Annotated in this window: 19 protein-coding genes and 1 riboswitch; of the genes, 2 read left to right on the forward strand and 17 right to left on the reverse strand. The window is 54.6% G+C overall.

The annotated features are described in order from the left end of the window. Positions 1–83 precede the first annotated feature (83 nt). From KQI79_RS02165 to KQI79_RS02220, 12 genes are all read right to left on the reverse strand, one after another. Positions 84–659 carry a DUF5317 domain-containing protein gene (locus tag KQI79_RS02165; protein ID WP_216536577.1) on the reverse strand — a complete coding sequence of 192 codons (576 nt, stop codon included), beginning with the start codon at positions 657–659 and terminating at the stop codon, positions 84–86. Positions 660–754: 95 nt separating this feature from the next. After that, positions 755–1,087 carry a hypothetical protein gene (locus KQI79_RS02170; protein ID WP_216536578.1) on the reverse strand — a complete coding sequence of 111 codons (333 nt, stop codon included), beginning with the start codon at positions 1,085–1,087 and terminating at the stop codon, positions 755–757. A 278-nt stretch (positions 1,088–1,365) separates the two neighbouring features. Then, on the reverse strand, positions 1,366–1,734 hold the full coding sequence (locus tag KQI79_RS02175) for an alpha-helical endospore appendage domain-containing protein (RefSeq protein WP_216536661.1): 369 nt from the start codon (positions 1,732–1,734) through the stop codon (positions 1,366–1,368). 36 nt (positions 1,735–1,770) lie between these two features. Next, positions 1,771–2,058, reverse strand: coding sequence for a nucleoside-diphosphate sugar epimerase (locus KQI79_RS02180; RefSeq protein ID WP_216536579.1), 288 nt, complete (start codon positions 2,056–2,058; stop codon positions 1,771–1,773). A gap of 78 nt (positions 2,059–2,136) precedes the next feature. After that, positions 2,137–3,537: a glycosyltransferase family 2 protein gene (locus tag KQI79_RS02185; protein WP_230191054.1), complete on the reverse strand. Its 1,401-nt coding sequence runs from the start codon at positions 3,535–3,537 to the stop codon at positions 2,137–2,139. 85 nt (positions 3,538–3,622) lie between these two features. After that, on the reverse strand, positions 3,623–4,654 hold the full coding sequence (locus KQI79_RS02190; protein ID WP_230191053.1) for a GT-D fold domain-containing protein: 1,032 nt from the start codon (positions 4,652–4,654) through the stop codon (positions 3,623–3,625). Beyond that, positions 4,651–5,379: a sugar phosphate nucleotidyltransferase gene (locus KQI79_RS02195; protein ID WP_216536580.1), complete on the reverse strand. Its 729-nt coding sequence runs from the start codon at positions 5,377–5,379 to the stop codon at positions 4,651–4,653. The genes KQI79_RS02190 and KQI79_RS02195 overlap by 4 nt, the downstream gene beginning before the upstream one ends. A 16-nt stretch (positions 5,380–5,395) precedes the next feature. Continuing rightward, positions 5,396–6,133, reverse strand: a complete 738-nt coding sequence (locus KQI79_RS02200) for a glycosyltransferase family 2 protein (protein WP_216536581.1) — start codon at positions 6,131–6,133, stop codon at positions 5,396–5,398. Next, entirely contained in the window at positions 6,130–6,954 is an 825-nt protein-coding gene (locus KQI79_RS02205; RefSeq protein WP_216536582.1) for a glycosyltransferase family 2 protein, read from the reverse strand. Before KQI79_RS02205 ends, KQI79_RS02200 begins: the two co-directional genes overlap by 4 nt. A 4-nt stretch (positions 6,955–6,958) precedes the next feature. Further along, positions 6,959–7,738: a glycosyltransferase family 2 protein gene (locus KQI79_RS02210; protein WP_483311361.1), complete on the reverse strand. Its 780-nt coding sequence runs from the start codon at positions 7,736–7,738 to the stop codon at positions 6,959–6,961. A gap of 277 nt (positions 7,739–8,015) precedes the next feature. Next, the gene (locus KQI79_RS02215) at positions 8,016–16,547 is read right to left on the reverse strand and encodes a WIAG-tail domain (protein ID WP_216536584.1); all 8,532 of its coding nucleotides are present in this window, start codon (positions 16,545–16,547) and stop codon (positions 8,016–8,018) included. Between the two features lie 115 nt (positions 16,548–16,662). Then, the gene (locus KQI79_RS02220) at positions 16,663–17,820 is read right to left on the reverse strand and encodes a glycosyltransferase family 4 protein (protein WP_216536585.1); all 1,158 of its coding nucleotides are present in this window, start codon (positions 17,818–17,820) and stop codon (positions 16,663–16,665) included. Positions 17,821–18,081: 261 nt separating this feature from the next. Between KQI79_RS02220 and KQI79_RS02225 the strand changes: the two genes are divergently transcribed. Next, positions 18,082–19,218: a YheC/YheD family endospore coat-associated protein gene (locus KQI79_RS02225; protein WP_216536586.1), complete on the forward strand. Its 1,137-nt coding sequence runs from the start codon at positions 18,082–18,084 to the stop codon at positions 19,216–19,218. Here the strand turns inward: KQI79_RS02225 and KQI79_RS02230 are convergent. From KQI79_RS02230 to KQI79_RS02240, 3 genes are read right to left on the reverse strand one after another with little or no spacing between them, the layout of a single operon-like run. Continuing rightward, on the reverse strand, positions 19,197–20,009 hold the full coding sequence (locus KQI79_RS02230) for an energy-coupling factor transporter transmembrane component T family protein (protein ID WP_216536587.1): 813 nt from the start codon (positions 20,007–20,009) through the stop codon (positions 19,197–19,199). The two genes, KQI79_RS02225 and KQI79_RS02230, sit on opposite strands and share 22 nt — an antisense overlap. Beyond that, positions 19,987–21,546, reverse strand: coding sequence for an ABC transporter ATP-binding protein (locus KQI79_RS02235; RefSeq protein WP_216536588.1), 1,560 nt, complete (start codon positions 21,544–21,546; stop codon positions 19,987–19,989). The genes KQI79_RS02230 and KQI79_RS02235 overlap by 23 nt, the downstream gene beginning before the upstream one ends. An 18-nt stretch (positions 21,547–21,564) precedes the next feature. After that, positions 21,565–22,176: an ECF transporter S component gene (locus KQI79_RS02240; protein ID WP_216536589.1), complete on the reverse strand. Its 612-nt coding sequence runs from the start codon at positions 22,174–22,176 to the stop codon at positions 21,565–21,567. Between the two features lie 79 nt (positions 22,177–22,255). Next, a riboswitch (TPP riboswitch) is annotated at positions 22,256–22,368 on the reverse strand. A gap of 176 nt (positions 22,369–22,544) precedes the next feature. On the opposite strand from KQI79_RS02240, the gene asd reads away from it, so the two are divergent. Then, on the forward strand, positions 22,545–23,351 hold the full coding sequence (gene asd, locus KQI79_RS02245; RefSeq protein WP_216536590.1) for an archaetidylserine decarboxylase: 807 nt from the start codon (positions 22,545–22,547) through the stop codon (positions 23,349–23,351). A 36-nt stretch (positions 23,352–23,387) separates the two neighbouring features. On the opposite strand, the gene KQI79_RS02250 is transcribed toward asd, so the two are convergent. Continuing rightward, a complete protein-coding gene (locus tag KQI79_RS02250) occupies positions 23,388–24,173 on the reverse strand; it encodes a helix-turn-helix domain-containing protein (protein ID WP_216536591.1) in 786 nt (261 codons plus the stop codon). A 275-nt stretch (positions 24,174–24,448) separates the two neighbouring features. Further along, complete coding sequence (pdxR, locus tag KQI79_RS02255; protein WP_216536592.1) at positions 24,449–25,930, reverse strand: MocR-like pyridoxine biosynthesis transcription factor PdxR; 1,482 nt, start codon at positions 25,928–25,930, stop codon at positions 24,449–24,451. Between the last annotated feature and the right edge of the window lie 123 nt (positions 25,931–26,053).

Below are 26,053 nucleotides of genomic sequence, written 5' to 3' on the forward strand. Positions count from 1 at the left end.
CAAATTCAAAAGAATTGTTTTCGCTTTGGCTTTATCAAGTTTCATCGAATTCACCTCCTTCTATAATCTAATGGTTGTGCGCTTCACTCCTCTATCGATTTCAGCGAAGATTTCTTCATTTTATCCGCCAGCATCAAATGCTGAATAAAAACGAAAATGCCAATATTCATGACGACATCCCCGACGCTTATCACTTGGGTCCGGGGATACGGACTCGATAACGGGATAATATCGCCCAGAAACCCGAGCCGGGTCGAGTCGGTTATCAATTGATGCTTGCCGTAAACGCCTTCCTGCAGCGCTTGGGTAAAGAACGGATCCAGGACGGATGCCGCTTCCGGCGAAACCGGCATTCTTCCCCCATTGGCCGCCATGACGATAAAATTCAGCAATACGCCGGCGAATATCCAGGGAAAACCGGTATGGCTGCGATTGATCCATAAGAAATACAAGCCGACGACGTAAACGGCCATATAAAAATAATTGCTTGCATACGAAAGCCAGTCCCAGCGGGACTGAAATATAAACATAACGATTTGCACAGCCAGCAGCACAATGAAAATCCAGCCGTGCTTAAGGCGCAAATCGGCAAAGCTTTTCAAGCTGCCGCCGCGAATCAATCCCAAAACAATAGAGATGATAATTCCGTCATAAACCATACTAAGTAACCGCTCCAAGTGGAATATTTTACATTACCATTTCGACAAAATTCTTATATTTCCTTCTTCAAGCAAAAAAACCACCGATTCGGTGGTTATTGCGATGCATATGCAATATGATGGCCGTCTTCGAACCCTTTGGCAAAGCCGGCGTTGAATCCTTCGTTATACGCCTGATCGAACGCCTGATTGAATTCATTCCCTTGCGGCGGGCCCGCATTGTCCTGAATGACCGGCCTGCTGCGGCGGGCATGACCTTTCCGTTTAAGCCGTTTTAAACGGCGCTTGCGAATCGGTCTGATCCGTCTTTTGATTCGGCGCTTCAACTTTTTATGAATGAAACGGCGTTTTCCTTTGAATAACCGTCTCCCCTTTTTCACGATGCGAATTTTTCTCTTTCTTAGCGCCTTTGTCTTTGTTTTTTTCATTCCGCTTATCCTCCTGCACTCCTCGGGTCCCATTCGTTAGTGCGTTGAAAGCTGGAGCCAACCACGGCTTAGTAGGAGTTCCTTTTTTTAATCGCCGAGACGCGACGCCGGCCGCCATCGAGCTTAAGGCTTGCTGGTATCCGGTTACGACTTGCATATTTTCGCCGATACGGTGCGCGAGCGCCTTCGACTCCTCATGTTCCGCCACATCGGCAATAACGTTTAGTATGCGGGCGATCGCTTGTTGGCTGTGCGCAATCGAATCAACAAGCTTTAGCTTAACGATCCTTTCCTTCGTCCAGAGGTCCATTGCCTGTGTCCCCTATATCAAAATTGCCGCCAAACATTCCGTCGAACCCGTCTCCGCCCGAATCCGCGTCCCGATTCAATATGACCCGCAAATTATGGGCCAGGCCGTGTTCCAATTTCGTTAATCCGTCGATCACCTCGACAAGTTGCTCATGAATCGCGATCGGCTCCTTCAATTGATCTTCATGACTTGTAAAAGCGTGTTCGGATAAATGGTTCAACGCCCAATTGCGCACTTTCTCGGCTTCGACCGCTTTCGCTTCCAGGATCATGGAAATATTCCATTGCAACTTGGCGCTTGCATCCAAAATATGCAAGTACGTCTCCTCTCTGTTCAATACCATCCCCTCGCTTCCGGGCCCGGGTTCACGTCTTTACTCTTCTCCCTGATCTCCGATTTCCTTCATGACATGGGTTAAATTTTCCGCCACCGCCTCCTGCAAATCGGCGATGCTGTTTAGATAGGCAACGATATTTTTCGTTACTATCGCCGAATTCTCGATCAAACCGTCCACACCCGAGAATTCCGGATGCCGGTCGGGCAAGGCGTGGATGATCTGCGACATTCGGACCGCAACCTGGCGTTTGGCATCGATGACCCTAGCCATGTGCTGATGGGAATAAGACATGTGTACGATCATTTCACTTATTTTTTGATGCATCCCATTCCCTCCCCATTAACGATAACCCACCCTATTACAACATATGCCGTCGAATGTACCCTGCTACATGTCAAGCGCCTATATATACATCCCTTTAATTAGCGGAGCGGAAACGATCGGCAAGCCTTCCGGCATCTCTCTCAGCCGCTCCTCGGACAACGGCATTCGATTTTTCAAATGCAAATTCCAGACGGCGGCCGCGTGCTCGCTCACGATTTTCCGTTTCTGCTGTCCGATATACTGATATAGCGTCCCGTCGCTTCCCGCCAATAATTGCCCGTTAACGGGCGCCTCCGCGACCGCCGCATGCCCGCGTTCGCCCCCTCTGTAACGCCTCATAACCGCTTCGCCCCCAATGGCGTCTCCTAATTCCCATCCGCGCAATTCGATTTGCGACACCCGCGTGACAGGAAGGGGAATATGGCCCTCTACCGGATGCCTCATTCCGTCCTCGATCCAGTAAATCGTTTCGCCCGATCCTTTCACCAGCACGTGAGACGGATAGAAATGAACAGAAGTGCGAGCGGGCGGCAATGGGACCGTCATCGCTGCAACTATTTGTTTGACCTCATCAACCAATGCGTAAGGATTGGCCCATTTTTGCGAAAAAAAGGCGCTGTTGCGATCGTTCACGGTTTGCAAACCGTCTCCTAACGCCTTCATGCTGACGCTTCCGAAATGGTGCACAAACGTATCCCTTGCCGTCATGAGGGAATAGCCGAGCAAACGTACGCGAATCACATAATCGTCGTCTTCGAAGTTGCCCATTTCATACCCTTCGTCCAAATAACCGGCTTGCTCGAACAATTCGCGCCGAAACAGCAAACAAAAGCCGACCAAACGATCCGTTCTTTGCCATTTTGTTCGATCCGGCCGATTATGCCCTTCCGCGAACGCATGCATCTCCTCCAAATTCCGGTACGGCACTTCGATTTGCTGATCGCCTCCGATATAATTCGTCACAGGACCGACCATGCCGATTCCGGGATCGCTATGCAAGCAAGACAGCATATTCGCAAGCCAATTTCTTGTCGCGATTACGTCGTTGTTCAATAACGCGATCGTCGTTCCTTTGGCCATCATTAAACCTGTATTGATCGCGCCGGCAAAACCGAGGTTCCGATCGTGAACGCGATAACGGACTTCCCCGCCCAATCTTTGCAAATATTGCTCCGTTCCGTCGGTCGATGCATTGTCGACAACGATAATTTCGTAAGGAGTCGGCGTATGAATCCGTATGCTGTCGATACATGCTTTCAAATATTCCAGTTGATTGTACGTCGGGATAATAATGCTCGTACCGTGAAACTTCGTGCCGTATCCGAGCCGGCCGAGCTGGACGCCCTCATTATAGCCTCTCTCATATCCTTCTTCATACGAACGTTCGCGCGTTCGCTTCCGGATTGACGGCCTGCCATGCGAATTTCGGTTCCGGAGGCGTCGCCTCGCCCCTTTCCGTTTGGATTGCTCCGCCTTCACCGCTTGTCACCTCCTTCAAGGATTCAAGGATTTACGGGATAACGCACCGTTTGCCTTCATGCCGACTCCGCTTCGCGCGATTGCATCAAATGCTTTCCCCAGTGGCGATTTTATTGGCCAAATGGCCGAAATCCAGCGCGACTTTGCCCAATTCGGAGGCGATCCGCTGCGAAATGACGACGGCAGGAATGCCCGCGGCGACAAGCGCCATATCGAAATCGTATTGCGCCACCTCCGCCATCACGCGTTGAATGTCTTTCATGCCGTTCACCGGGGCGACGACGCCGGCGACTTGAACGCATCTGCGCGCGAGCACCCCGCTCAGTGCCGGAGCCGCGTTTCCGACAAGCAGCACTCTTCTTCCCTCCATCAACATCGTTAGATACCCCAATTGATACAATAAATAATTCATCGTGGATATCGTCATTCGCAAATCGCTATAACCGATTTGATAATGATGCAGCACCGGGAACAATAACTGTTGGAAATTGGGCGAGCGGGAAACGGGTATGCCGATGATCGTTGCCTGGCGAATCGATTGTGCCAGCAGGTCTCCGGCCTCGGGATCGGGAATGTCGACTCCCGCATATTTCAAGAAAGGACCTTCCCGCAACGCTTGATCCGCGCTTACGACTTTATCGTGGGCGAGCGTAAGCAGTTCGCCGTCGCCAAGGCGAACCAAGGACAACGGTTTCCGCATGTTTAACGCCTGCTGCATTTCGCGAAATACGGTAAATGGATCGAGCAGCGGATACAGACGATGGCGCACCTGTTCAAAGCCGGCCGCTATCACATCCCGAACCGTCAATTCGGGCAAAATCGTAAATGCCGGAAGCATGTCGGATAGAAGCTTCTCACCGCCGTCGTATACGCCGATTTTGTACCCTTCTTCAAATCGGTCGGCATGCGCACGGGGCTCGGGCGCCGCTGCGGCGACAGGCACTGGCTGCGGGGGCTCAGCTATGACGGGAGCGTCCGCAGCCGTCTCCGCCGGCCTTTTCTTCTTGAACTTGTATGTTCTTTTTTTGCCGGCGATCTTCTTCACGACAAGCCGGCGTTTCCGCCCCATGGCGACCCGTTTTTTTCGTTTTCTTATTTTATCCTGTTTTTTGATCACGGCTCTACCCCCCGAAGCATTACACTCGCCTCAAAGAGCGATTCGAACGTTCCCGCATCGGTCCACCATTCTTGCAGCACATCGTATTGCAGACGCCCCGCCTCGGCGTATACATTATTCACATCCGTAATTTCCAATTCGCCGCGGGCGGAAGGAACCAGCCGTTCGACGATGTCGAAAACGTTCGTATCGTACATATAAAGCCCCGTGACGCAATAATGGGACTTCGGCTGCGACGGCTTTTCCTCGATTTTTACAATTTCATCTTTGCGTTCCGGATGAAATACGGGAACGCCGTAGCGGTGCGGATCTGCAACTTGCTTCAGCAGCACCCTTGCCCCGACGGCCTGTTCCCGAAACGACTTGACGAATGGCGCCAAATCGTCCTTGAACAAATTGTCGCCGAGCAGAACGACAAACTTCTCTCCTTCGGATACGAAGCCTTTCGCCAAGCCTAACGCTTGGGCGATTCCGCCGGCATTGCTTTGAATTCTATAGGTAAGGCTGACGCCCCACTCCGACCCGTCGCCCAAAAAATCCATATATAGTCCGGAGGAGGCTTTGCCGATAATCATCAATATGTCGCGTATGCCCGCACGGCGCAAACGTTCGATGCCGTAACAAATCATCGGATATTTGCCTACGGGCAGCAAATGTTTATTGACAAGCTTAGTGAGCGGGTACAGGCGAGTTCCGGTTCCTCCAGCCAATATGATACCTTTCATGCGAAATCCCTCCCCGTCATATATAAATGTGCGGATCCACACCCCATTTATTTTGAAACAACCGATAATTCCGTTCGATCAACTCCTCGATCCGGCCGGCGGCATGCTCTCTGAAGCTCGCGCTTCCTTCGTGATGTACGAGCGCATCGCCGCAAATCATCAAACTAAAGCCGCACATGCGCGCCCGGAAGCAGTAATCGTCGTCTTCATAATGTCCGGGGCTGAAATGTTCGTCCAACAAGCCGATCGTATCCAACACTTCCCGCCTGAACAAAAAACAAAAACCGACGATGCGTTCCGCCAATTTCCGTTTGGAAGCGTCGGGACGGTTCGCTTCGGCGGCAAGCCGCTGAAATTCGGCCAAGTCCGCATAGGGATATGCCACTTGTTGTTTGCCGCTGACATAATTGGCGATCGGGCCGACGATGCCGATATGATCCGCACTGTACAGTCCGGCCAACAAATTGGACAGCCAATTGGCGCTTACGACGACATCGTTGTTTAGCAACAGCAGCGCATCCCCGCTTGCCATCCGCAATCCTCTGTTGCAAGCGGCCGGAAATCCCGTATTGGACGGCAGCGAAATAAACGGAATTTGCTCCTGCCGGCAATAATCCGCCGTTCCGTCCGTCGATCCGTTGTTAACCACGATTAATTCGTACGGTACGTCCGTATATTGCCGAATCGATGCGAGACATTGCCGCAGCAGGTGAAGTCCGTTAAATGTAGGAATAATAATGCTGGTCCTTTTCACCGGCCTTTCCTCCTTAACGCCGCTCTTCTGCGGAAACGATCGGGGAACAGCAACCTTCCGCCTTGTATATCCATCGCCTGCCGGAACGCTTCCAGATGGTCGCCCACAATCAATTGCGAAACCGGATTTATCGTCCCGATATTGATTTTCCGCTCCCTATTATGATGGAAGACGTTTACGCTGACGCTTGCCTCCACTTTCAGTCCTTGCAGCAGCGCGATCGCATGCGCTTTCGGCGGCACCATTAAATTCGCGCAGCCGATCGTTTCGACCGCTTTGCGCGACAGCGCGTGCGGAACCGCTGTTAACGAATTGGCCCCCAAGTCCGGCCGCCCCAAGCAGCGGTTCAGAAATTCCTTGCATCGCGTAACGGCATCGCGTTCATCGAACATTGGCAGATACGGCGACAAATCGTTTAGTGCGACATCCGTTCCGCGACGCACCGCCTCGATGAATTGGGCAAGCGATTCCGCCGGAACGGGAAAGTCGCCGTCCACGAACAATAAAATATCCGATTGCGCCGCTTTGGCGCCGATCGCTCTGCCCACATCATGTCCGATGGGATGCGGATAGTGCAAGATGACCGCTTGCGGATATGATCGCGCGAGCGGAAAACTTCGGTCTCTGCAGCCGTTCATCACGATAATCAGTTCATCCAGCGCAAGCCGGGTCAATTGACCGAGCACCTTCCCGATCGACTCTTCTTCGTTGCTCACGGATACGATCGCAGCGACGGTCGCTGCGGAGGCCGCGGGGCGCTCAACGCTGCTTCTCCGGACCCCGTTCATCGGTTTCCGTACGCTTCTTCCGCTCTGCTTCATTCGCTCACCTCACGATTTCCCGTGTCCTCGACAAATCTCCGAAGCCGCCGCGCGGCTCATTCGCCGTTATCCATTCGATCGCCTCCAGATGATCGCCGATAATCAAGCCTTCCAGCGGATCGTGCCTGCGCCCGCGCATGCGGAGCGGATTCAATCGCCCTACGTTCACGCGGTAAACCGCCTTCACTTGCAATCCGCGTCCGATTGCAATGGCGTGCGCAAGCGGCGGAACCGCCAGATTCTCCGCGCCGATCGCCTCCAGCGCCCTCCGGCTGATCGCATGCGGAACGGCCGTCAACGAAGATCCTTGCAGATCCGGGCGGGAAAGCATCGCATTCAACGCATGCTTGGCCAAGACGACGCCATGCACTCTATGTTTTCGAACCGGTCCCGAATAGTTGTTCAAAGCGACGTCCAATCCGCCGGAGACGGCCTTGACGAACGGCCGCAGTTGCTTGACGGGAATGATCATGTCGCCGTCGATAAACAATAAAATATGTCCTTTTGCCGCCTGCGCACCAATGCTTCGGCCGACATCGTGACCCAAAGATTCGGAAAACGACAATACGGTAGCCCCGCATTTTTCGGCAATGCTTCCGCTCCCGTCTTTCGATCCGTTGGCCACGACGATAACTTCGGTATGCGGGTGCACCATTTGGGCCTCCCGGATCACGCGGGCGATCGTTTTTCTTTCGTTCTTGACGGGGATAATGACGGAAACGTACGGTTTCGAGCCATTCCCCGCATCCGTATTGAGGCGAGTGCGAGTCAAAGTTTTACGAATCGTTCGACGATGACGGATTAACAACGTCATCCACCTCCTAATGTTCGGAAAAAATTGTGAGTATCGGCGAGGCCGCATACCGAATTCGCGTGAAACGCGCTTCACGCTCGCGTTTACACACATTCTATGTTGTACACTTTCTATTGCAACGGCTTATGTACTGCCCCCTCCTTCGGCATTGCATGGCAGGCTACCGGTCGGGACAAAGCAAACACGCGAGTCTATCGACCCGCGTGTTCTAACGTCTGTCCCCGTATCATATTGATTCGCTTCTCGCTCATTTTTGGCCTATCGCGATCCAGGAAATGTATCCGAACGGCTGCGGACTGATGCGGCCCCTCACAATTTCGACGACGGCGAATTTTTCGTTCTTCGCCCGCAATGCCGCGTAGCAGGCCGAATGGTTCGTCATCGCGACGATCACGTAATCCGCATTCGCATAAGGTTCGGCAAATGAAACGGTCACTTCGATTTTTTCGTCTTGATCGCAAAATGCGAAAGGGGTCATTCCGAACTGCTGCAAAGGCGGCGCACTCGATGCAACCGTTTGAACCGGAGTAAACGTCATTTTGTCCGGCGAAACCGATTCGTCCTGCAAGTGCTCGGCGGCAACCGATCCGAAGGCAATCTTCTTGCCGCCCACCGCACGATCGGCCAACTTATCGTTCGTTACGCTTCCGTTGTCAAGCAAGGACGTTACGATCGCATGGGCCTGAATATGCTCGGTGCCGATCGCATCACCCGTTAGCTTCTCCCCGGTAATCGATCCGTCCCGAAGCTGGTCGGCGCCGATCGCTTGATCCCGGATATGCTGCGTTTGCACCGCATGCCGCTGAAGATGGGCTTCCCCGATCGAACCGCTGCGGATATGTCCGCCCGTAACCGCTGCTTCGCCAATGTGCCGTTCTTCAACAATATGGTCGCCAAGATGATCCGGACCGATCGAGCGCGGCGCGATATGCTCCGAGGCGACCGATTCATCCGAAAGATAGAATGTTTCAACGACCTCCGGGGCAAGCTTTGACAAGGTAACGCCACCGTCTTGCAATTGATCCGTGCCGATGGCCCCGTCTTGCAAATGTTCCGGCTGTACGGCCCCCGGCTGCAAATGCTCCGCGCCGACGGAACCGGACTGCAAATGCTTCGCTTCGATCGCCCGGTCGGCAACATGCGATTCGTCGACGGAACCTTCCTTAATATGCTCCGCCCGGATGGACCCTGTTGCAATATGGCCGGTTTGAACAGTTTGCGGCGAAAGGTGGAACGGTTGGATCGACAATGGCGCTATTTTGTAGGCCGTAACCGCAGAATCCTGAATTTTGCCGCTCGCCACGCAACCGTCGCGCAGTAGTGCCGCATCGATCGCCTGCGCTTGAATATGCTCGCCGGTTATCGTTTCCGCCGCCAGCTTGCTTCCCGTGACCGCTCCTTCCTGCAGTTGTTCCGAACCGACGGAACCGGATTGCAGGTGAACGGTTCCTACAGCCTCCGGACCGATATGTTCCGGCCGTACGGACTGCGCCGCCAAATGCGATGAATCGACCGCGCCCCCGCGGATTTTATCCGAGGTAATTGCTCCGTCGCCAATTTTCTCGCTGCTGACGCTGCCGTCCTTGAGCGTATCCGTATCGACGGATTGGAGCTGCAAATGCCGGGAGCTTACCGATTCCGCCGCCAATTTGTCGCCGGTTACCGCGCCGTCCCGCAACTGTTCGGTTCCGATCGCGCCAAGCTGCAAATGCTCCGAATGCACCGATCCCGCTTGCAATTGCCGTTCTGTTACGGAATCCTGCTGCAGATGAGCGGCCGAAATTTGCTCGGATGCGATATGCTCTCCGCCGATCGCGGAAGCGCCGATATGCTCCGGACCGACGATACCGGGGCCAAGATGGTCCGGCCGTATCGAGTGCGGGATGATATGCGTCGAACTGACGGCACGGGCGGCGATTTTGTTGGCCGTTACCGCTCCGTCGCTTATTTTGTCGTTCGTCACGCTTCCTTCTTGCAAAATGTCCGCCGTCACGGCTCCGGATTGCAGATGGGAGGCGGAAATGATTTGCAGAGCGAGCTTATCGCCGTTGATGGAACGGTCGGCAATCAGCGTTCCTTCCAACGAATCGAATTTCGTTTCTTGGACTTGGAGAACGTCAGGCTGCAAATGCTCTCTTCCGATCGACATCGGCTGCAAATGGCGTGATGCGATTTCGCCGTCGCCGATATGACGGCCGCGTACCGCCTCATCCGCGATATGGCGCTCCTCCACGGCGCGCTCCGCTATATGCTCGGGCTCGATGGCCCGCTCCGCTATATGCGCGGGCTCGATGGCCCGCTCCGCTATATGGGCGGGCTCGATGGCGCGCTCCGCTATATGCCCGGCCTGGACGGCTCCGTCCGTCAAATGGCTGCCGCGAATCGAACCGTCCGCAATTTTTACTGCGTCGATCAAACCGGGCTGCAATTTCTCCGCTCCGATTGAACCGTCCGCAATATGATCCGCCTGCACGGCTCCCGCCTGCAAATGATTCGACGCAACGGCGCCTTCCGCCAAATGTTCGGCAGCGATTTGCCCCGAAGCGACATGCTCGCCGAGAACGGCGGCGGAACCGATATGCTCGGACCGGACCGCCCCTTGGGCTAGATGGCCCGACTCGACGGCTAGCGGCGCAATATGCTCCGGCCGAACCGTTTCGGCGCCCAAATGGCCCGAATCGATCGACCGTCCCGCAATTTTGTCGCCGGTTACCGCTTCGGAAGCCAGCTTCTCGCCCGTGACGCTGCCAACCTGCAGCAATTCGGCAGCAATGGAGCCGTCTTGAATATGATCGCTCGCAATGGTCTTCGAGGCGATTCGATCGCCGGTAACGGATCCCTTCCGCAGCTTTTCTGCCGGAATCGATTCGTCCGGCAAATGTTCCGGCAAGAAGGCGCCAGGCTGAATATGCTGCGGTCCGATCGAACCTTCCTGCAAATGATCGGGGCCGATTTCACCGGGACCGATATGGCGCGCCTCGATCGCCGCCACCCCGATATGGTCGGAGCCGATCGAATACGGAACGATATGCTCTGCCGATACTGCCTCTTCCGCAATCTGCTGCGGCCCTACCGCTCCGGGTGCGATTTTGCTCTCCGTCACGCTGCCGTCCGCCAGTTTGGCGGCAATAACGGCGGAATCCGCAAGCAGCGGCGTTTGAACGGCTCCATCGAGAAGATGCTCCGCTGCGACCGTCTTGGCCGCGATTTTGTCGCCGGTAACGCTGCGCTCCTGCAACTTCTCCGCGCTTACGGCTCCGTCTTGCAAATGTTCCGTCCGCACGCTGCCCGATTGCAAATGGAACGATGCTACCGCTTCATGGCGGAGATGATCGCCGGAAATTTCTCCGGATTCGATATGCTGTCCTCCGATCGCTCCGGCCCGAATATGCTCCGCCCCGACCGATTGCCGGGCAATATGGGCGGCATGGACGGATTGTTCCGCCAAATGGCGCGAATGGACCGCTTGAATGCCGATTTTCGCCGCGCTTACGGCGCTGTCGGCCAATTTATCCGTATCGACCGCCCCGTCCTGAAGAAGAGCCTCGGTAATCGCTTGATCCTGAATATGATCTTCCACAATCGATTTCACGGCAATTTTCGCCGTCGTTACGGAACCGGTTTGCAATTTATCCGCCGTAACCGCCCCGTCCTGCACATGTTTCGTCGCGACGGCTCCTTCCGCCAAATGATCGGCGGCGATTTGCCCTGACGCGACATGTTCTCCGTGAACGGCGGCGGAACCGATATGCTCAGACCGGACCGCTTCCTGGGCCAGATGTCCCGTCTCGACGGCTTGCGGAGCGATATGCTCCGACCGCACCGCCTCGGCGTCCAAATGGCCGGAGCCGATCGAGCGCTGCGCAATATGATCGCCGGCAACCGCCGCAGCGGCCAGCTTGTCGCCGGTGACGCTTCCGGCCTGCAACATGTCGGCCGTAATCGAATCGTCTTGAATATGCTCCCCCGCGATCGTTTTCAGGACGATTTTATGGCCGGTAACGGAACGTTTCTGCAGCTTCTCCGCCGTGATCGAATCGTCCGGCAAATGTTCCGGCATGATTGCGCCCGCTTGAATATGCTGCGAACCGATCGCACCTTCCTGCAAATGTTCCGGACCGATTTCACCGGAACCGATATGGCGCGCCTCAACGGCCGCCACCCCGATATGGTCGGAGCCGATCGCATACGGAACGATATGCTGGGCCGAAACCGCCTCGTCCGCGATCTGCTGCGGCCCCACCGCTCCGCGGGCGATTTTGCTCTCGGTGACGCTGCCGTCGGCCAATTTGGAAGCCGCAACGGCGGAATCCGCGAGCAGCGGCGTTTGGACGGCACCGTCAAGCAGATGTTCCGTCGCAATCGTCTTAATTGCGATTTTTTCCCCGGTAATCGTGCGGTCCTGCAATTTTTCGGTACGAACGGCTCCGTCCCGCAAATGTCCCGTATGCACGCTGTCCGTTTGCAAATGAAACGAAGCTACCGCATCGGGGCCCAAATGATCGCCGGAGATTTCCCCTGATTCGATATGGCGGCCCGAGATCGCTCCCGTTCGAATATGCTCCGCTCCTACCGATTGCTGCCCAATATGGGCGGCATGGACGGATTGTTCCGCCAAATGCTGCGAATGCACCGCTTTCGCGCCGATTTTCGCTGCGCTTACGGCGCTGTCCGCCAATTTATCCGTGCCGACCGCCCCGTCCTGAAGAAGAGCCTCGGTAATCGCTTGATCCTGAATATGGTCTTCTACGATCGATTTTAAGGCGATTTTGGCCGTCGTTACGGAACCGGTTTGCAATTTATCCGCCGTGACCGCCCCGTCTTGCAAATGTACGGTCGACAGCGCCCCGTCTTGAATATGGCGGGAAGTGACGGCCATCACCTGCAAATGCTCGCCGGTCACTTCGCCGGGACCGATATGCCGCCCCTCGATCGAGGAGTCCGTCAAATGTTCCGTTTGCACCGCGTTTTCCGTTAAATGAATCGAACCGATCGATTTGAGGGCGATTTTGTCGCCCGAAACGACCCGATCCGGCAATTTGCTTCTCGTCACGCTTCCGTCCTGCAGCATGCCGGAATGGATGGAATCGTCCTGGATATGGGCTTCGCCGATCGATTGTTCGCGCAAATGATGGGTCAGAATGACGCCTTCCGTAAGATGCTCCGACGTAATAATGCCGGATTTCAAATGCCGGCTGTCGACCGATTCCGCCTGAAGATGGGACGAACCGATAACGGAATCGTTGACATGCTCCGCTTCGATCGCGCCTTGCGCAATATGATCCGCAAGGATGGCGCGTCTTGCGACTTTGCCGGAAGTGACCGATCCTGCGGCCAGTTTGGATTCGATTACGCTGCCGTCCTGCAAAATAACCGCGTTAACCGCGTCCGCGCGCAAATGTTCTTGCGTAACCGCCCCTTTTTGCAAATGCGCCGACTCGATCGCTTCTTCCGCGATATGATCCGAATGGACGCTTGCGGCCTGCAGATGGCTTGAGCCGACCGCGCCGATTTGCAGATGACCGCCGGAGACGCTTCCCGGCTCGATATGAATCGATTTTACGGCGCCCTCTCCGAGCTTGGCGGACGTTACCGCGCCGTCCTTCAGCTTATCCGTCCGAACGGCCTGATCGCGAATATGGCTCGTGTCGATCGCCTTGGACTGGATTTTGTTGCCGTGAATGCTTTCGTCGGGAACCAAATCCACGGATAAAACATCCTGCGCCAAGTGAGCGACCGTTACGCTTCCTTTTTTCAGATGATATCCTTGAATGGAATTGACGCGCAGATGTTTGCCCGAGATGGATTCGAGCGCGATATGTTTGCCGGTTACGGCCGATATGGCGATTTTGTCGTTCGTTACCGCCGCGTCCTGCAACATTTCCGCCGTAATGGATTGCGGCTGCAAATGGCGTTCTCCGACCGCAAGATCTTTTAAATGGTTGGAATCGACGGATTGCCGAGTCAGATGCTCCGATGTAACGGACTCCGGCTGAAGCTTGCCGGCGGAAACGGAACGGTCCGCCAAATGCTCTTCCTCAACGCTTTCCGGCTGAAGCTTGGATCCGCTGACGCTGCGCTCGGCGAGCTTTTCTTCCGTAACGCTGGAATTGCATAAATGAACCGATTGAACGGCATGCGCCTGCAAATGCCTGCCGCCGATCGTTTCGTTCCCGATATGATCGCCCTCGATGGAGCCGGGAACGATCTTGGTGCCCGAAACGCTATGCTCCGCCAATTTTCCGTTCGTAACCGCCCCATCCAACAGCATGCCGGTTTCGATCGATTCCGCCGATATATGCTCGGCGCGGATCGCCTTCGCATTCACATGTTCGGATTGAACGGCTTGTTCAGCCAAGGCGTACCCGGTGACGGCTCCTTCGGACAAATGTTTTCTTTCGATCGCCTCCGAGGCCAGCTTGTCGGCCGTTATGCTTTGATTGGCGATTTTGGACGTCGTAACCGACATATCGCCCAATTTATCCGTCGAGACGCTTTCCGGCGACAGCTTTAACGAAGTGATCACATGATCGGCCAAATGATGGGAATAGATCATTCCGGCCCCGATATGACGATCCTTTATCGCATGCGCGGCGATTTTATCGGAGGTAACGGCTTCGTTCTTGATCATTCCTTGCTCGATCGAGTGATTCTCGATATGAACGCTTTGAACGGCTCCCGGCGAGATATGGTAAGATTGCACGGCTTCTTCTTGCAAATTGAACGAACTGACCGCGCTGTCCGCCAAATGGTACGTTTGAACCGATTGGTCCGCGATTTTATCGGATGTTACCGCCTGCGAGGCGATCTTCTCTTCCGTTATCGCGCCGTCCGCCACTTTTTCGGTAACGACGCTGCCTGCCGCCAATTTCTCATCCGTAACGACCGCAGCATCCAAATGATACGTCGTCACCGCGCCCAGCCCGATATGGTCTTCCTGTACGGCAAGATAAGCCAATTTGTCGGAGGTGACCGCGCCGTTTTGCAAATGCTGTTCCTGTACGGCTTCTTCTTGGATATGTTCGGGACCAACCGATTCCTTCTGCAAATGAATCGTTCCTACGCTGAACGGGGCGATCCGGTCCGAGACGACCGAGCCTTTCGCTATGTGCCGAGTTTGCACGGCTTCGTCCGCTATTTTTTGCGGCAAAATACTTTGTTCGGCGATTTTCGAAGTCGTAATCGCATGATCGACGATTTTGACGGTCGTTACCGATTGGTCGGCAAGCTTCGATGTTGAAACAGTTTGATCGGCAATATGCCAGCTTTGAATTTCGTTCTGGCCGATATGTTCCTGTTTCACGGCTTCTTCTTGCAAATGGTTGAAATTGACGGACGACGGCGCCAAATGGGCGGACGCAATCGCGTGCGGCTGAATATGGTTCGGACCGATCGACCGAGAAGCCAAATGATTCGAATTTACATGTCCGTCCGCAATATGATCTCCTTGTATCGATCTGGGCGCCAAGTGCTGTTTCGTAATCGCTCCGTCGCGAATATGGGCCGCCGTAATGCTTTCGTTTTCAATTTTCGCTTCCGTAATCGCTCCGTCGCGTATTTTGGCGGATGTGACCGCATTATCTTTAATTTTGGAACTGTCGATCGACTCGTTGGCCAAATTTTCCGTTTGGATCGCGCCGCTGCGAATTTTTTCGGCCGTAATCGATTGATTTTGAATCAAGTCGGCAGAGATGATCATGGCGCTCAAGTGTTTCGTTTGAATCGAACCTTCGGCGATTTTGCTCGAGTCGATCGTTTTATCCGCCAATTTCTCCGACGTGATGCTTCCGTCTTTAATTTTTTCGCTCGTAATGGAACGATCCCGGATTTTCTGTCCGGATATCGCATTGCGGATCAAATGCTCGCCTGCGATCGATTCCGGCGCGATTTTCGAGGCATTGATGGCGCCGTCGGCGATTTTTATGCTGAGCACCGCGTAGTCCTGCAACGCTTCGGTCCCGATACTGTCCCTTTTCAACTTCGTCCCGTCAATCGAATAAGGCGCAATTTTTTCGTTCGTGACCGCACCGTCCGCTAAATCGTCCGTATACACGACTTCTTTCTTCGCGCTGCGAACCGGCGCTTGCTGCGCTGCGGATTCGAATAAAGCTTCGCTGCCCCTTTTGGGAGACGGGTTGGGCTCGGCCGCGGAAGAGAATGACGCTTTTTGGCCTTTCGCAGCGGGTCCCTCAGGCGCGGCTTCGCTATTCCGCTCTTCATTCGGCTCTTGCAGCGAGCCGGACTTATCCGGCTTCGCTCCGCTTCTCGCTTCCGGTTTCGCCGCGGCCCTAGGCGCTCTGCGTTCCGTTCGCGGTGCGGTTCTGGCTTCCTTTGCATCCGGCAATTCGTCCTTTATCGCTTCCGATCCGCTCTCCGCCTCCGACTGCAACTCGGCAACATCCGCTTCCTTCCGTTCCGCCTTCGCTTCATGAGCTACGTTTTCCGCCCGCGCTTCCCCCTGAGCGGCCGTCTTGTCGCCAAACAAGACCGCTTTTGCGCGATTAAAGCCTTCATCCTTGTTCGTCAACGGTTCTTCGCGAGCCACTTCATGCATCGCATTCAGCATCCATTGCTCGGACGGCGCCTGTTCGAGAACGGATTCCGCCACAGCGCTAACGGCGAATTCCTTCCGCTGCGAAGTCTCTTTGACGTCTTCGCCGTCTTTTTTCTCTTTTTTCATGCTGTCAAGCCAGCTCAGTTCAAGAGAATTCGGGTTATGCACATAGTAAAGCGGTTTTTTCGTTTTCCCTGACTTCACCGTTTTCCTTTGCTTTTTCATTGGCCTCTCCTTCCTGCATAGATCGTCATTTGCATCATATGCATTCACCCAGATACTCGTCACTCGCCTAGAAAAATCGGACAATGAAATTTCATCGATACGATTCTACAGCCATTTACGTGACTTCGCTCTCGATCATTTTGATCCAACGGTCGGCCGTATGACGCCATGTAAACTGTTCCCGAACCCGTTCCGCGCTCGCTGTTCCCAACCGTTTCCTGAGCGTCTCGTCGCGCAAAAGCTGCGTTAAACGCGCTTTCAATTGGCTTCGCAACATTTGCGGGTCCAGCAAATATCCGGTTTCGCCGTCCGCGACGATTTCCTTCATTCCTCCGGCCCTTGTTGCGATGACCGGAATTCCCGCCGCCATGGCCTCCACATTGACCAAGCCGAACGCCTCGCGCGCGGACGAAGGGACGACGGCGATATCCGCCGCGCCGAACCAACGCGCTACCTGGTCGTACGGCACGTATGGAATGAAACGGATATGCTTGGAATACGGCTTTGCCGCCCGTTCCAGCTTGCGCACATAGGGCGTTTTCCGTTTGGAACCGTAAAAAGCGCTGCCTACGATGACAAAAAGCGCCGACGGATCTTCTTTTACAACGTCCGGAACGACGCGAAGCAAATGATGCACGCCTTTCATCGGAATTAATCGGCCAAGGAAAAGAATGATTTTGCGCCCCTGCATTCTGTGCTTGCGCAGCCACTCCTCCCGCAGCTGCCCTCCTTTTTTGCTCCAACGCGACGTGAAACTGTCCGGATCGACGCCCAGATGATTGACCGAGATTTTCCCCTTTATACCGGGAAACAGCTGTCCGATATGATTTTTGAGAAACGCGCTGTTTACGACGATGCGATCGACGGCGCGCAAACTGCGAGCGAGTTGCTGCGTTCCGATATGACGTTTGGAAAGAAACGTCGTGGAATGCAGGTATAGCCAGACGCGCGATTTGGGCATTTTCTTCTTCAAAAAATAAGCGAAGCGCGGCCGGTTCTCCACTTGAATGAGATCGGGCTTAAACGTTTTTAACCGCAAATAGACGGCCGAGATATACTTCCCGCCTTTCCCTGCCGGAAACCGTTCGCAAGGGACGCCCTTAATGAGGCCGAATCTGCGAAGCCCCTTGCCCGTTCTGCCGAAAATGCGCACATTCGCCCGATGTTTGATTAGCGGACATACTTGCTCGACCACGCGTTCCACCGAGCTGCTTCGTTTAGAAGGAATCGTGAAAGATCCCGGCGTTACGACGGCGACTTTTGGCGCGCTCAAACGATCAACCCCTTTCCTTCGAGAAGTGATGAAGCCTCCGGCAGCTGGAAGTGGGAGAGAACTGCGCCGGAGTATGCTACGTTAGCATATACAACCGGCCTATCCGATGGTGACAATGGCGGAAAAATAGACGAATGCGGGGACACATTCGACCATACGGGCCGACAGGGCGGCGGCATAAACTGTACGACAGAAATCTTCGAGCGCGTATTCTACGATTTGCTTTTGTTGAACTACTTCTGGCAGGAGGGACTTTCGTTCATGGGGAACAATTATGTGGGCATTTTGGTCAACTCAGGAACGTATCGGGGGATCCCAAGCGGGAAACCGAAACAGGAGTCGCTGTCCTGTTACGAAGAAGCCGGCAAGCGTTACGGCATTACGCCTTGTTATGTACGGTTGGCGGATTTGCATCCTGATAAGAAAGAAGCCGTCGCCTATGTGAAAGGCAAGTACGGATATGTGAGAAAAACCGTTCCGATTCCGCGGGTTATTCATAATCGCGCATTATACTTCCGCAAAGAGTCGCATGATCGCATCAAAGAACTCGTCAGGCAAGGGATTCAAATATTTAACGAAACGAACCGGTACGGCAAAATCGTCATCGACCGCATATTGCGCGAGGAACCTGAAGTAATCGGCCATCTCCCCGATACGATGCTGTACACCGCGGATAATCTCAAATTGATGATGCAACGGCACGACTCCTTGATTTTAAAGCCGAACAACGCCAGTTTGGGGCAAGGGGTCATCAAACTGCTTCGTTACTCGTCGGGATGGAAACTGTACTATCCCGCAGGCAAAGCGGGCGTGAAGACGGCGTATGCGAGAGCGAAGGAAATGCCGAAAGCGGTCTCGGCGTTCACCTCGCACAAAAAATATATCATCCAGCAATATATTCCGCTCGCCGCTTACAACGGCCGCCCCTTCGACCTGCGCGTCGTCGTGCAGCGTGACGGAAGCGGCCAGTGGCAAGTTACGGGCATCATCGGCAAAGTGGCGGGAGCAGGCAGATATATTACCAATGTGGCGAACGGCGGATCGGTTAGCCGCATTGAACAATTGCTGCCCGCGGCGCTGCCGCATTTCCCTGTGCAAGAGCTGAAGGAACGGATCGATGCCGTATCGCTTTCCATCGCCAAGCGGATGGAGTCGAAGCTGCCTCATCTTGCCGATCTCGGATTCGATATCGGCATTACCAGCCAAGGGGAAGTCAAGTTTATCGAATCCAACGGATGCGGCCGGAGATACGGTTTTCTGAAGGCGCGCATGTACGACATATGGCGGGCCACTTATAGCAATCCTATCGCTTACGCCGATTTTTTGCTGCGCTCCGGCTCCGGGGAATCGGGCGGCGGCGAGAACGAGACCGGCTGTCAAAGCGATTTGCTCATATAGCGCACATCGTCGATGCCGAAAACCGGGAAGCGGAACGCCGCCGCATAAGCGGCTGTCACAAGCGCGGCGAAACAAACGATAAATACGAGGTCCGCAATCGAATAGGAGGTCGCATAATAGTACGTACGTTTCGCCCGCATCCGAAACCGCTTCGCTTCCATCGCAACCGCGATCCGCTGCGCCCGCCGTATGCTTTGGGCAAGAAGCGGGACCGCATACATAGACAGCCTTTCGTACAAGCCTTTCACCCCTTGGGCATAGCGTACGCCGCGCACTTGCAGCGCATGCTTGCGCGTGACAAACTCTTCCCATACGATCGGCAGCAGACGCATCGACGCCAAAAAGCCGTATGCGAACCGGGGAGGCATGCGAAATTGCTGCATCAGGGCGTAGAACAACAGCGACGGACGGGTCGTAAGCGCAAACAGCAAACCCGCGGCCGCGCAGCAAACCGATTTCAATCCGATATGAATGCCGCGGTAAAAGCTTTCCTCGGAAATTTTCAGCAAACCCCATGTCCACCAAACGGTGTCTCCCCTGCCGAACAAGATCATCGTCGACGACGAAGAGAGGAAGACGAGCAGAAACGGCAGCATAAGCGCCGCCATCTTCCACCGCGAATGGCCGCTGGACAAGAACAGCAGCGCAATGTACACAATCGCTTGAAATAACGCGAAATCGGGCCGATGGGTCAACAAGGCGACGACGAACAGACCGAGAAAAGCGGCAAGCTTCAAGGCGGGGTTCACCCTGTGCAGCCATGTCTCTTTAGCGGGTTCGAGCAAGTTCATATCGCTTCTCCTCCTCCCGTTCCGCCCGGCCGCTTGCGATGAATGGGCACCGTTCGGCCGGATCGCGCCGGACGAGCTTGCCGTCTGCGATTTGCCAAACATGCGTCGCGAAATGACGAACCGCCTGCGGGTCGTGCGTTACGGTTACAATCGCGGTGCCTTGCTGCCGCAATTGTTCCAACGTTTCAAGAATCGCAAACGTATTGCGCGCGTCCTGACCGAAGGTCGGTTCGTCCAGGAGCAGCACCCGCTGTCCGCATACGACCGCAGTCGCGACGCTAAGCCGACGCTTCTGTCCGGTTGAGAGCTGATACGGATGACGCCCCGGACCTACATCAAGATCGAACAGCGCGAGCATTTGCGCAACGGCCGCTTCGATCCGAGCGGCGCTCTTCGCGCCGTCCCGCCTTAGCGAGTATGCGATCTCGTCATAGACGGTATTGGTTACAAATTGGAACTCCGGATTTTGAAAGACGAATCCGACATCGTCCGCCATAGGGCGTTGCCGGTTGCGGGAGCCTTGGCTGCCGCTTGCGGACAGATCGCGCCCGTTCAGCTCATACTTCCCCTCCGTCCGCAGCAGCTGCATAAGCGAGAGGAGCAGCGTGCTTTTGCCCGCTCCGTTGTCTCCGACGACGGCGATCCAATCGCCGGGATAGATTTCCGCCTCTTCTACCGCGATGCGCCCTTCATTCCCGCGGAACCCTTTCCAGTCGCGCAATACGATAACCGGCCTTTGAGCGGCCTCCGGCACACGATGTTGATCGGTCAACCGCCGATAGGACGGCGAAGCGGAATAATTCTCCCACACGCCGGGATGCCAGATGCCGTATTCCTGCAATTGACCCCGGCAGGTGCGGAATACGACGTTCGGCTCGCCGTCGGCGATAATGGCTCCTTCATCGTTCAGCAAGACGACCCGGTCTGCGAGCTCGGCAATCCGGTCGATTTTGTGCTCTACGATCAATATCGTTTTGCCGTCCGCAATCTTGCTTACCGATTCCCAAACTTGCCGCGTTCCTTCCGGATCGAGCAGCGCCGTCGGCTCGTCGAGAAACAATACGTCCGGATCAAGCAACAGCGCGGACGCGAGCGCGAGCCGCTGCTTCATCCCTTGGGACAGGCGCTTTACGGGGGTATGGAGATCGTCCAGCGCGAGGCCGACCTGCGCAAGCGCTTCAGTCATACGTGCCCGCATTTGTTCTCTGGGCACTGACAAGTTTTCCAGCACGAACGCCAATTCTTCGTCGACATACGGCATGCAGAACTGCGTATCCGGATCCTGGAATACGAATCCGCACGAGTCGGGAACGCGAATGGAATCGTATACGAGCGGCACTTCAATCGAATCGGGAATGAGCCCTCCGAGCACCTGCAGCAGCGTCGATTTCCCGCATCCGCTTGGGCCGAGCAGCAATACTTTCTGCCCGGCCGGTACGGTTAAGGACAAATCGCGGAACACAAAGGTTTGTTCTCCCGGAAACTTTAATCGCAATTGACCGACGCCTACCGCTTCCGTTTGTGCAATCGCCGCCATTTTCCCGCCTCGCTTTCGTCAGTTCTCATTCTTCAACGATTCATATTCCGACGCGGCCACCGGACGCACCAAATTGGTAACTCCCGTCGCTTCCAACGCTTTGACGACATAATAGGCGAATATCCCGGTGATTAAGACGGAGCTAACGCAGCGCAAACCGTATTTGACGAAAAACATCCATGCCTCGTAATCGGCGATATACCCGTACGAATAATCGACAAGCGCGGAACCGACCGCCATCGCCACGCCGGCGAGCGATGCCGCCGCGATCCCGTAATTCCGGTAACGGAATGCCGCGAATACAAGCTCCGCGCACAACCCTTGCACAAGTCCGTAAAGAAACATTTGGATCCCCCATTCCGAGCCGAACAGCAATTCCACATGGGCCGCGGCCAGTTCCGCCAACAGCGCGACGCCCGGTTTGCGGACGATCAGAAAGGCGATTGTCGACGCAATAAACCACATGCCGTATACGATTTCATCGGATTGAAAAAAGAACGGCTTGAACAAATCGTAGACGACGCCCCAAAACCGGTACACGACGCCAAGCACCAAAGCCAGAAACACCGTTACTAAAATATCGGAAAACTTCAAGCCTTTCCGGTACGCATTACCAATCGCTTGATTCATTTCTTGTCAAACTCTCCCTTTTTTATGAAATTTTACATAAAAAAACCGTCTGGAAATACACAGACGGTTAGAAAGGGCCCTTTGTCGAATCATGATTCTCTCCGCTGGCATTATCCAGATCAGATTAACGGTCGGTAGCGGTTGACTAGCTACAATCTCAGCCTGAATCCTCAAGCCCCCGTATCGTTATGTAATTGACTATAACATATACCATAATCGCGGAATGAGCAACCCCTTTTTTACGATGCGCCGATTACGCGATACGCCTGCGGAGACAAGATCTCTCTATTCATTTGAGCGTGCGAAAAATATTGATTTGCCCGCCGTTCTATGTCAAGATTAACGGGAAGGACAGGTGAGCATAAAATATGGCAAAACATTGGATGCGGCTGCTAACCGAGCTCTCCTCGCGCAAATGGTTGTCGCGGTTGACCGGAGCGTTTGCAAAATCGGGAGCGAGCAAACCGTTCATTCCGAAATTTGCGAAAATGTACGGCATTCGAGTGGAGGATGCGGAAAAAGCGCTGCACGAATACGATTCGTTAAACGAATTTTTTACGAGACGTCTGAAGCCGGGAGCGCGCCCGATCGATAGCCGTCCGGGAATATTGGTCAGCCCCGTAGACGCGCTCATTACCGGAATGGGTACGATCGAAACGGGGTTGATCGTCAATGTGAAAGGACAGGACTATACGCTGGCGGAACTTCTGAACCGGTCGCCGCGCATGGAGAAATATAAAGACGGCTATTATTTCGTATTGTATTTAAGTCCGACCGATTACCACCGCATCCATACGCCGGTCGCCGGCGAACGGATCGAGACGGAACATATTCCGGGCAAAGTATACCCCGTCAACGATTTCGGCCTTCGCCATATGAAGCGGGTATTAAGCCGAAACGAGCGGCTCGTTACTTATATCCGCCACGATGGCGGCGAAGTTGCCGTCGTCAAGGTCGGAGCGCTCAACGTCAGCAGCATCAAGTATGTGGACGAGCGGGCGCAATTATGGGGACGCGGTCAGGAACTCGCTTATTTCGAGTTCGGTTCGACGGTCGTGCTGCTGACCGAAGACGGCACGTTTGCGCCGCGCGAAGACTTAGCCGTCGGGCATAAGGTGAGAATGGGCGAAGCGTTGGGAACGCTGCAGCCGCAAGAGAACGGCCGAACGTCTTAATGCGCGTTCGAAAAAGAGTCGACAGTCGACTTCTAACTAACGGATTTCCGATGGGCTTTTTCCGGTGTATCGCTTGAATTGGCGGCTGAAGAAGAAGATGTCGCGGTACCCGAGCGCTTCGGCCACTTCCGTGACGTTCATCCCCGCATGATGAAGCAAATGCTCGGCGCGTTCGATTCGGGTGCGAATCATATACGATTGGATCGGCACGCCGATCAATTCTTTGAATTTGATGGACAAGTAGCGAGGCGAGAGCTGCGCCCGCGCCGCCAAATCTTCAACGCGGTGCGCGGCGCCGGGATTTTGTCGCACATAATTGGCGATTTCATGGATCGCTTCCGTGACGCGATGGCTCGCTTTCCGCTCGACCGGCTCCTCCAAATCCTCCCTCAGCAAATGGATCATCATTTGCTTCAATATGAGCTTTGCCTCTTCCTCCGCCGCATACGTTTTCACCAGGAACAAACGAACGTAACGCGACAGCATATATTCGAAATCGACCGTTTCCCGCAGCTTACGGTAAGGCGCCGGTATGGACCGGACCGGTTCGCTTACATCGAAATGAATATAGGTCAGCACGAGCGGACGCTGCGGATCATGCGTCGCGCTCGTATGGTCTCCCGGCCGAAACAGAAAACAGCTTCCCTTCGAAACCCGGTATGCCCGGTCGTTCAACAACACTTCGCCTTCGCCGCTCCAAACATAGAATAAATCGTAATTGGGCATCGGCTTTTCCCGTTTCGCCCATTTCCACCCCGGCTCACATACGATTTTGGCAAACGAGGGCTTCAAAACATATGAGGATGGCGATGCGTCTATCATGCGTAACGAACCTCCCTGATTATAAGCGAATTTCGATCATTGTGAATCAATCTCTATTGAAGTGCGTGTTCAAAAAGTCGACTTTTCAGCACCGAGAAGGTTGCGAGAACCCGAAGAAGGAGGAGCGGAGTGTAGGCAAAACCTACACGAGCACCGGACTTCGAGGGTGAACGCAAAATTCGATGTCGAGCTCGCTCCCAGTTCATCTTCGTGATCAAAAGGGGACTTTTTGAACAACCTCTTGAACCATAGTGTACCATATCTTCTCGCTTCCCTTAAACCGATGCTTCCGCTTCATATTCCCGCCAAGCTTCCGCCATGATCCGAACGCCCCGCTCAAGCTGCTCGTCCACCAAATGGGCAAAGCCGAAACATGCCGCAGGATGACCGCCCTCCAACTGATATCTTCGGCCGTCGCTCCATATGACGCCCTTGGCTTCGGCAAGGCTGCCCCATCGCTCGTAAGCTTCGGCCGAATGACGCCATACGCCGTATATATGCAGTCCGGCGTCGCATGGAACGATATCGAACAAATCGGCGGCCATCTCCTGCAGCGCTTTGTACAATACGGCGTATTTTCTGCCGTAAATCCGCTTCATTCTGCGCAAGTGGCGTTCGTAATGGCCCGATTTCATAAACGCGGCGAGGGCACGCTGCTCCAGCAGCGATGACGGATACGGCTCGTATAAATGCTTCGCGCGGTTCATCGGTTCGACCAGCCCCGGCGGAAGCACCGCGTAACCGATGCGCAAGTCGGGATACATCGTCTTGGAGAACGTGCCGACATATACGACGCAGCCTTGGCTGTCCAACGTTTTCAACGGTTCGATCGGCCGTCCTCCGTAACGGAATTCGCTGTCGTAATCATCCTCGACGATGATCGCCTTCCTGCCGGCCGCCCATGTCAGCAGCTGTCTTCTTCGTTCCAACGGAAGCACCGCCCCTGTCGGGAAATGCCGGCTCGGCGTCACGAACAGTAGATTGGCGTTCCAGTCGTCCGGCACGATTCCGTTCCCGTCCACCCGGCCCTTTACGATATTGCCGCCAAACATGCGAACAGCCCTTGCGGTGCCGGGATAACAAGGATTCTCTATCACAACCGGGTCCCCTTCGTTCACCAATAATTGCGCGAGCAATGCGATCGCCTGCATCGACCCGTTGTATATGCAAATATGCTCGGCAGGCGCCGCGATGCCGCGCATTCTGCGCAAATGATGAGAAATCGCTTGCCGGAGCGGCAAATGCCCGAATGGATGGAGAGAATCCGTCCCGCTTTGGCGCAGCGTTCGCCTTACCTCGGCATAGAGCGCCCGGTTCCATTCGTCCGCCGGAAAATGATCCGTAGAAATATGCCATGCTTGGAGATCAACCTTTCCCTTTCCCGTTCGGTCATGCATTCCCGCAGCAGCGCGGCTTCCGTGATACGACGGCATGACGGCTACCCGTTTGCCCCAATCCGACATGGAGATTTCCGCTTGTTCGACAACAGCGGAGGAGGAAGCGGGCGAGCGGTAGCTGACGAACGTCCCTCTGCCCACTTCGGCCGCGACAAAGCCTTCCGATAGCAGCATCTCGTACACTTGATTGACGCTCCCTCGCGAAACCTCGTATAATTTCGCCATTTCGCGGCTGGAGGGCAGCTTCGTTCCATAGGGAACCGTCCCGCTCACAATCGCCGTGCGCATCGCATGATACAAAGCCAAATATTTATAGCGGTATTCCCGTAAATACGAATCGAAAGGGATATAAAAATCCATTGAATCGCCTCCTGTCAAATAAGCCGGATCATTGGTCCAATAATTCCACTGTAAATTGGATCTTTTTTATTGTCAACAAACCGACTATTCTAGGAGAATATCAAAATCGACAGGAGATGAATC

This window comes from Paenibacillus sp. MSJ-34 (genome assembly GCF_018918005.1).
Classification (GTDB): Bacteria; Bacillota; Bacilli; order Paenibacillales; family Paenibacillaceae; genus MSJ-34.